Annotated in this window: 5 protein-coding genes; 2 read left to right on the forward strand and 3 right to left on the reverse strand. The window is 59.1% G+C overall.

Going from position 1 to position 6,164, the window contains the following annotated elements; all coding sequences use genetic code 11:
• Window positions 1-190 precede the first annotated feature (190 nt).
• From QZ862_RS17510 to chrA, 3 genes are all read right to left on the reverse strand, one after another.
• On the reverse strand, window positions 191-1,171 hold the full coding sequence (locus QZ862_RS17510) for a bifunctional riboflavin kinase/FAD synthetase (RefSeq protein ID WP_296101170.1): 981 nt from the start codon (window positions 1,169-1,171) through the stop codon (window positions 191-193).
• A gap of 9 nt (window positions 1,172-1,180) precedes the next feature.
• Window positions 1,181-2,029: a TIGR01459 family HAD-type hydrolase gene (locus tag QZ862_RS17515; RefSeq protein WP_296101174.1), complete on the reverse strand. Its 849-nt coding sequence runs from the start codon at window positions 2,027-2,029 to the stop codon at window positions 1,181-1,183.
• 102 nt (window positions 2,030-2,131) lie between these two features.
• Window positions 2,132-3,451, reverse strand: a complete 1,320-nt coding sequence (gene chrA / locus QZ862_RS17520; protein ID WP_296101171.1) for a chromate efflux transporter — start codon at window positions 3,449-3,451, stop codon at window positions 2,132-2,134.
• Between the two features lie 169 nt (window positions 3,452-3,620).
• On the opposite strand from chrA, the gene groES reads away from it, so the two are divergent.
• The gene (groES, locus tag QZ862_RS17525; protein ID WP_062425989.1) at window positions 3,621-3,917 is read left to right on the forward strand and encodes a co-chaperone GroES; all 297 of its coding nucleotides are present in this window, start codon (window positions 3,621-3,623) and stop codon (window positions 3,915-3,917) included.
• A gap of 76 nt (window positions 3,918-3,993) precedes the next feature.
• Entirely contained in the window at window positions 3,994-5,628 is a 1,635-nt protein-coding gene (gene groL / locus QZ862_RS17530; protein WP_296016884.1) for a chaperonin GroEL, read from the forward strand.
• The last annotated feature ends 536 nt before the right edge of the window (window positions 5,629-6,164 follow it).

Below are 6,164 nucleotides of genomic sequence, written 5' to 3' on the forward strand. Positions count from 1 at the left end.
AAAAGAGGGCTTAGCGAAGGCACTTGGGAACAAGCGCCAAAATCCCGGACCTTCCGGCTCTCAGAGCGGGCGGAAGGCCGGGCCAATAATTCGGGATATGAACGTCGACCGAAATTGGTTCATGGCCGGTTGTTTAAGCCGTTTCAGTCTGTTTGAAAAGGGAATTGATCGCAGGCAGCGGCTCGCTTTGTCAAAAAGCGATCTTGGCATCCATTTCGCTCAACGGGCTGACGCCAGCAAGAAGCGCCCTCGCCTCTTGCTCGTCCTGCTTCATCTGAACGACCAGTGGTTCCAGTCCGTCGAATTTCAGCTCGTCGCGCAGGTGGCCGAAGAAGGAAACGGAACAGATCTGACCATAGAGATCCCCGCTAAAGTCGAAGACGAAGGTTTCGAGAAGCGCTGACCCGTTGTCCGTTACCGTCGGACGGTGGCCGAAGCTTGCCACACCATCATGCAGCGTTCCGTTGGCCTCTCTGAACCGTACCGCGTAGATGCCGGGTGTCAGCTCCGTCTCCGGAGGCAGCGCCATATTGGCTGTCGGATAGCCCAGCGTGCGGCCAAGCTGCTGTCCGCGAATAACTTCGGCCTCGACCGTGAACCGATAACCGAGCAAGCCTGCCGCTCCAACCACGTCTCCTTCGGCTAGACAGTCACGAATACGACTGGATGAAATCACCTCTGCTCCCTCATCCCGAAAAGAGTCCACCAGCGTCACGTCGAAACCGTGGCGCTTGCCCGCCTGCATCAAAAAGGCAGGACCACCCTCACGGCCCCTGCCGAAGTGGAAATCGACGCCGGTGACGACACTTGCTGCCCCCAGCCACTCCACCAGTTCCGACTTGACAAAATCCTCTGCCGAGCGCTGAGCAAAGGTCCTGTCGAAGGGATATTCGACGACGGACTGGAAGCCCTCGGCCTCAAGAAGGCGGGCTTTCAGCGGGGCGGGCGTGAGGCGAAAAACGGGCGCTTCAGGTCGAAACACGGTTCGAGGATGTGGCTCGAATGTCAGGACCAGCGCTGCCACACCGCGCGATTTCGCCAGTCCCAGCGCCTGATCCAGGACAGCGCGATGGCCGCGATGGACGCCATCGAAATTGCCGATGGCAACCACGCCGCCTTTCAATTCGTCGGGAAGCGGCTCTTTCTTCTCGTTACGGTGAAACACGGTCATGAGAACTCACTAAGCCAGGCGCGGCATCCACCAGCCGGGGGCTGCATTCTGGCTTTTCAAATAGCTGTTGAGAAGCGCCTCGTCGATCTCCCCATTCAACGTGTACTCAGCCGCATGAATACCGCCGCTGATATAGAGGAGATCGAGACCAGCGGAGATGGCACCCTTCACATCGGTCGGCATGCCATCGCCGATTGCGAGAACACGATCCTTGCTGAACTCGCCGCGCACTTCTTTTGCCGCGGCAAAGCACGCCTCGTAGATCGGCGCATGTGGCTTGCCGGCGATACGCACCTCGCCGCCCAATTGCTCGAAATAGACAGCCATAGCGCCAGCGCAAGGGATGATACGCTCGCCGCGCTCCACCACCAGGTCCGGATTGGCGCAGATCATCGGCGCAGAGCGGGCCACGAAGGCCTTCAACATATCGGTGTAGTCTTCCGGCGTTTCCGTCTCATCGTCAAAGAAGCCGGTGCAGACGACAGCTTCCGCCTCATCCTTTCCGACCACAGTCACATCGAGACCGTCAAACAACGGCAGATCGCGCTCCGGACCAAGCAGAAAAACCTTCTTCGGACCTTCAGCAATCAACTCTCGCGTGACATCGCCCGAGGTGACGATGCGATCATAGGCTTCGTCCGGAACGCCGAGTGCGCGCAGTTGCGGAATGACGCCGATTGCGGGGCGAGGCGAATTGGTGATCAGAACGACTGTCTTTCCGTTTGCCCGCGCATCGGCCAATGCGGCACCGGCGGCGGGAAAACACGTCACGCCGTTGTGAAGTACGCCCCAGACATCGGAGAAAATCACATCGAATTGGGAGGTAATGTCGCCAAGCGTGGCAATGCAGTGGGCCATAAAGCGTCCAACTCTTTCCATCATTTCAGGCTCGTGACATCGCAAAGGCAGATAGCAATGGCAAGAGAAAAAGACAAAAGGACCAAATAGGGAGCTACCGCATCAGACGAGCCAGAGCCTGATCAAGCCTGCCGCCAGGCAGACACCAAGAACCGGGACCATGCCAAGCTTTAAACGAAACAGCATGATTGCCGAGACGATGAAAAGCGCAAGCGACGCCAGATCGAGCGAGCTCCATTCTGGTAAGGACATGCCCAAATTGATCTGCGGCAGAAGCTCAACGCGATCCACCTTGCCGAAAAGCACATGCAGGCCGAACCAGACCGAAAGGTTGAGAATGACGCCCACCACCGCGCCGGTGATGGCAGACAACGCACCTGACAGGGCCGCATTGTCTTTCAGACGCTCAACATAGGGCGCTCCGAGAAAAATGAAGATGAAGCTCGGGACGAAGGTTGCCCATGCGGCAACGCTCGCGCCCAGCACACCTGCCAGCATGGGATCCAGCATGCCCGGATGGCGGAAGGCTGCGAGAAAACCGATATAGGACAGGACGAGAACGAGCGGTCCGGGTGTTGCCTCGGCCAGCGCCAGGCCATCCAGCATCTCGCTTGCGCTCATCCAGTGACGCGTTTCCACTGCGACCTGCGCCACATAAGCAAGCACCGCATAGGCGCCGCCAAAGGTGACGACCGCGAGCCGTGAGAAGAACGCTTGCAGCTCCACGAGTGAACTCGGCGCTGCCAGAAGCCAGAACAATAGGAGCGGCATCTGCCAGATGAGAAGGCCGAGCAAAACCCCGCGGAGTTGCCGCAGAAGAGATGGGGCTTTGGTTTGCGCATCAGGCTTTGTCGACGGCCCTCCCCTTGCTTTTAGAAAGCCCGCAACACCGGCGGCCAGGATGACAAGCGGAAAAGGAACGGCGAAAAAGAAAAGCGCGATGAAGGCTGCTCCTGCGACACCAATCAGAAAGCCGCTTTTCAGGGCTCGTTTCGCCACCCTCAGCAAAGCTTCAATGACGATGGCCAACACGCCGGCCTTCAGGCCGAAGAGCAGCGCCGGAAGCCAGTGTGTATCCTGATAAAGCGCGTAAGCGGCGGCGAGTGCGACGATAACGAGAAATCCGGGCAGGATGAACAGTGTGCCGGCGATGACGCCGCCGCGCCTGCCATGCAGCAGCCATCCGGCATAGGTCGCCAGTTGCTGCGCCTCCGGTCCGGGAAGAAGCATGCAGTAATTCAACGCGTGCAGAAACCGCTCTTCCGAAAGCCAGCGTTTCTCGTCGACCAGCACGCGGTGCATCATGCCGATCTGCCCGGCCGGTCCGCCGAAGCTTAGAAGGCCGACACGGCCGAAAACGAAAAACAGCTCCGAAAGGGTCGGATGGACGGGAGAAGATTCAGGGCGCAAAAAATCTGTCATGCAACCGCAGTAACCATTTTACATGAAATTTTTCCGACAGGCCGTTCTTGACAGTGCCTTAGGCCATGCTTATCTCACTGCCGCTAGCACTCGGCAAATGAGAGTGCTAACATCAATCCAGGCGGATCGTATCCGATCCGCGAATGTCATTTGATCGAGGGAATAGACAATGGCAAGCACCAATTTCCGCCCGCTGCACGACCGCGTTGTGGTTCGTCGCGTTGAGTCTGAAGCGAAGACCAAGGGTGGCATCATCATTCCTGATACCGCCAAGGAAAAGCCGCAGGAAGGCGAAATCGTCGCCGTCGGTTCCGGCGCGCGTGACGAGTCCGGCAAGATCGTCGCTCTCGACGTCAAGGTCGGCGACCGCATCCTGTTCGGCAAGTGGTCCGGCACAGAAGTAAAGCTCGACGGCGAAGACCTTCTCATCATGAAGGAAGCCGACATTATGGGCATTATCGGCTGATTTAGCGGCCTTCCCATTTTCCGTAATCTTGAAGCCGGACATCGTTCCGGCCATTCGAAACCAGGAGTTTTGAAACATGGCAGCCAAAGAAGTAAAATTCGGCCGCTCGGCGCGCGAAAAGATGCTCAAGGGCGTCGACGTTCTCGCTGACGCAGTGAAGGTCACGCTCGGCCCGAAGGGTCGTAACGTTGTTATCGACAAGTCCTTCGGCGCACCGCGCATCACCAAGGACGGCGTTTCCGTCGCCAAGGAAATCGAACTGGAAGACAAGTTCGAAAACATGGGCGCACAGATGGTCCGCGAAGTTGCTTCGAAGACCAACGACATCGCTGGTGACGGCACCACGACGGCAACCGTTCTTGCTCAGGCTATCGTTCGCGAAGGCCAGAAGGCTGTTGCCGCCGGCATGAACCCGATGGACCTGAAGCGCGGTATCGATCTGGCCGTCGCAGAAGTCGTCAAGGACCTGCAGGCGAAGGCAAAGAAGATCAACACCTCTGAGGAAGTTGCTCAGGTCGGTACGATCTCCGCCAACGGCGACACGCAGGTTGGCCGCGACATCGCGGAAGCCATGCAGAAGGTCGGCAACGAAGGCGTTATCACCGTCGAAGAAGCCAAGACCGCTGAGACCGAACTCGAAGTCGTCGAAGGCATGCAGTTCGACCGCGGCTACCTGTCGCCTTACTTCGTAACCAATCCTGAAAAGATGGTTGCTGACCTCGAAGACGCTTACATTCTCCTTCACGAGAAGAAGCTCTCCAACCTGCAGGCCATGCTTCCGGTTCTCGAAGCCGTCGTTCAGACCGGCAAGCCGCTCGTCATCATCGCTGAAGACGTCGAAGGCGAAGCTCTTGCAACGCTCGTCGTCAACAAGCTGCGTGGCGGCCTCAAGATCGCTGCCGTCAAGGCTCCTGGCTTCGGCGACCGCCGCAAGGCAATGCTCGAAGACATCGCGATCCTGACCGGTGGTACAGTGATTTCCGAAGACCTCGGCATCAAGCTCGAAAATGTCACGCTCGACATGCTCGGCAAGGCCAAGAAGGTTTCCATCTCCAAGGAAAACACCACGATCGTTGACGGCTCCGGCCAGAAGACCGACATCGAAGGCCGCGTTGCCCAGATCAAGGCTCAGATCGAAGAAACCTCTTCCGATTACGACCGCGAAAAGCTGCAGGAACGCCTTGCAAAGCTCGCTGGTGGCGTTGCCGTCATCCGCGTCGGCGGTGCAACGGAAGTTGAAGTGAAGGAGCGCAAGGACCGCATCGACGACGCTCTGAACGCAACCCGCGCTGCTGTTCAGGAAGGCATCGTTGCTGGCGGTGGTACCGCTCTGCTTCGCTCCGCTCAGAAGATCACCGTCAAGGGTGTGAACGACGACCAGGAAGCTGGTATCAACATCGTTCGCCGCGCTCTGCAGTCGCTGGTTCGCCAGATCGCAGACAACGCCGGTGACGAAGCTTCGATCGTTGTTGGCAAGGTTCTCGACAAGGCTGACGACAACTTCGGTTACAACGCTCAGACCGGCGAATATGGCGACATGATCGCCATGGGTATCGTCGACCCGGTTAAGGTTGTTCGTACGGCTCTGCAGAACGCAGCTTCGGTTGCTTCGCTGCTGATCACCACGGAAGCCATGATTGCCGAGCTGCCGAAGAAAGAATCCGCAATGCCTGCAATGCCAGGTGGCGGCATGGGCGGCATGGACTTCTAATCAGTCCAACGCCAGTCATACGGAAAGGGCGGCCTTCTGGTCGCCCTTTTTCGTTTGGGGAGGGTGCCGCTCCCGGTGGGCGCAGGCCCCTGCTTCGGGGACGCCGGAGGCCGGCAGGCGCGGACGGATGCGTTGTGCCCACCACCGTCGATCACGGCTGGCTGGCGTTCCCTCTCCTCCTTCGCGAGGCCGCAGCGCCGATCGGTTCAGGTCGCGCGGATGTTCACCGCCGACGCAGGGCGATGCGGTGGAGGGCAACGTTGGAGATGGCGTGGTCGCGGAAGGCGGATTGCCGAGAAGAGGACTGAAGCACGCTCAGGCGCGTTCCGCTGGGCGGGTCATGGTCCCCGCTCCGTTTCATCGGCGGCAAAAGGCGCGCGGCTGATGCCGGGTGTCCGGCAATCCTGGAATATCTGCGCACCACGTCCGCCCGGACGGCGAGCGTCTCAGGCGGCGGCGGTGTTGCGGGAGGTGGCGGCGTGGATACGGTCGATCGGCTGCGGGCGGCCGAGCAGGTAGCCCTGGGCCTCGTCGCA

Source organism: uncultured Agrobacterium sp. (genome assembly GCA_913777615.1).
Lineage (GTDB): Bacteria > Pseudomonadota > Alphaproteobacteria > Rhizobiales > Rhizobiaceae > Agrobacterium.

Excerpts from the sequence above, each read along its gene's own strand:
- QZ862_RS17510 (WP_296101170.1), bottom strand. The coding sequence starts at position 1,171 with ATGACCGTGTTTCACCGTAACGAGAAGAAAGAGCCGCTTCCCGACGAA.
- QZ862_RS17515 (WP_296101174.1), bottom strand. The coding sequence starts at position 2,029 with ATGGCCCACTGCATTGCCACGCTTGGCGACATTACCTCCCAATTCGAT.
- chrA (WP_296101171.1), bottom strand. The coding sequence starts at position 3,451 with ATGACAGATTTTTTGCGCCCTGAATCTTCTCCCGTCCATCCGACCCTT.
- groES (WP_062425989.1), top strand. The coding sequence starts at position 3,621 with ATGGCAAGCACCAATTTCCGCCCGCTGCACGACCGCGTTGTGGTTCGT.
- groL (WP_296016884.1), top strand. The coding sequence starts at position 3,994 with ATGGCAGCCAAAGAAGTAAAATTCGGCCGCTCGGCGCGCGAAAAGATG.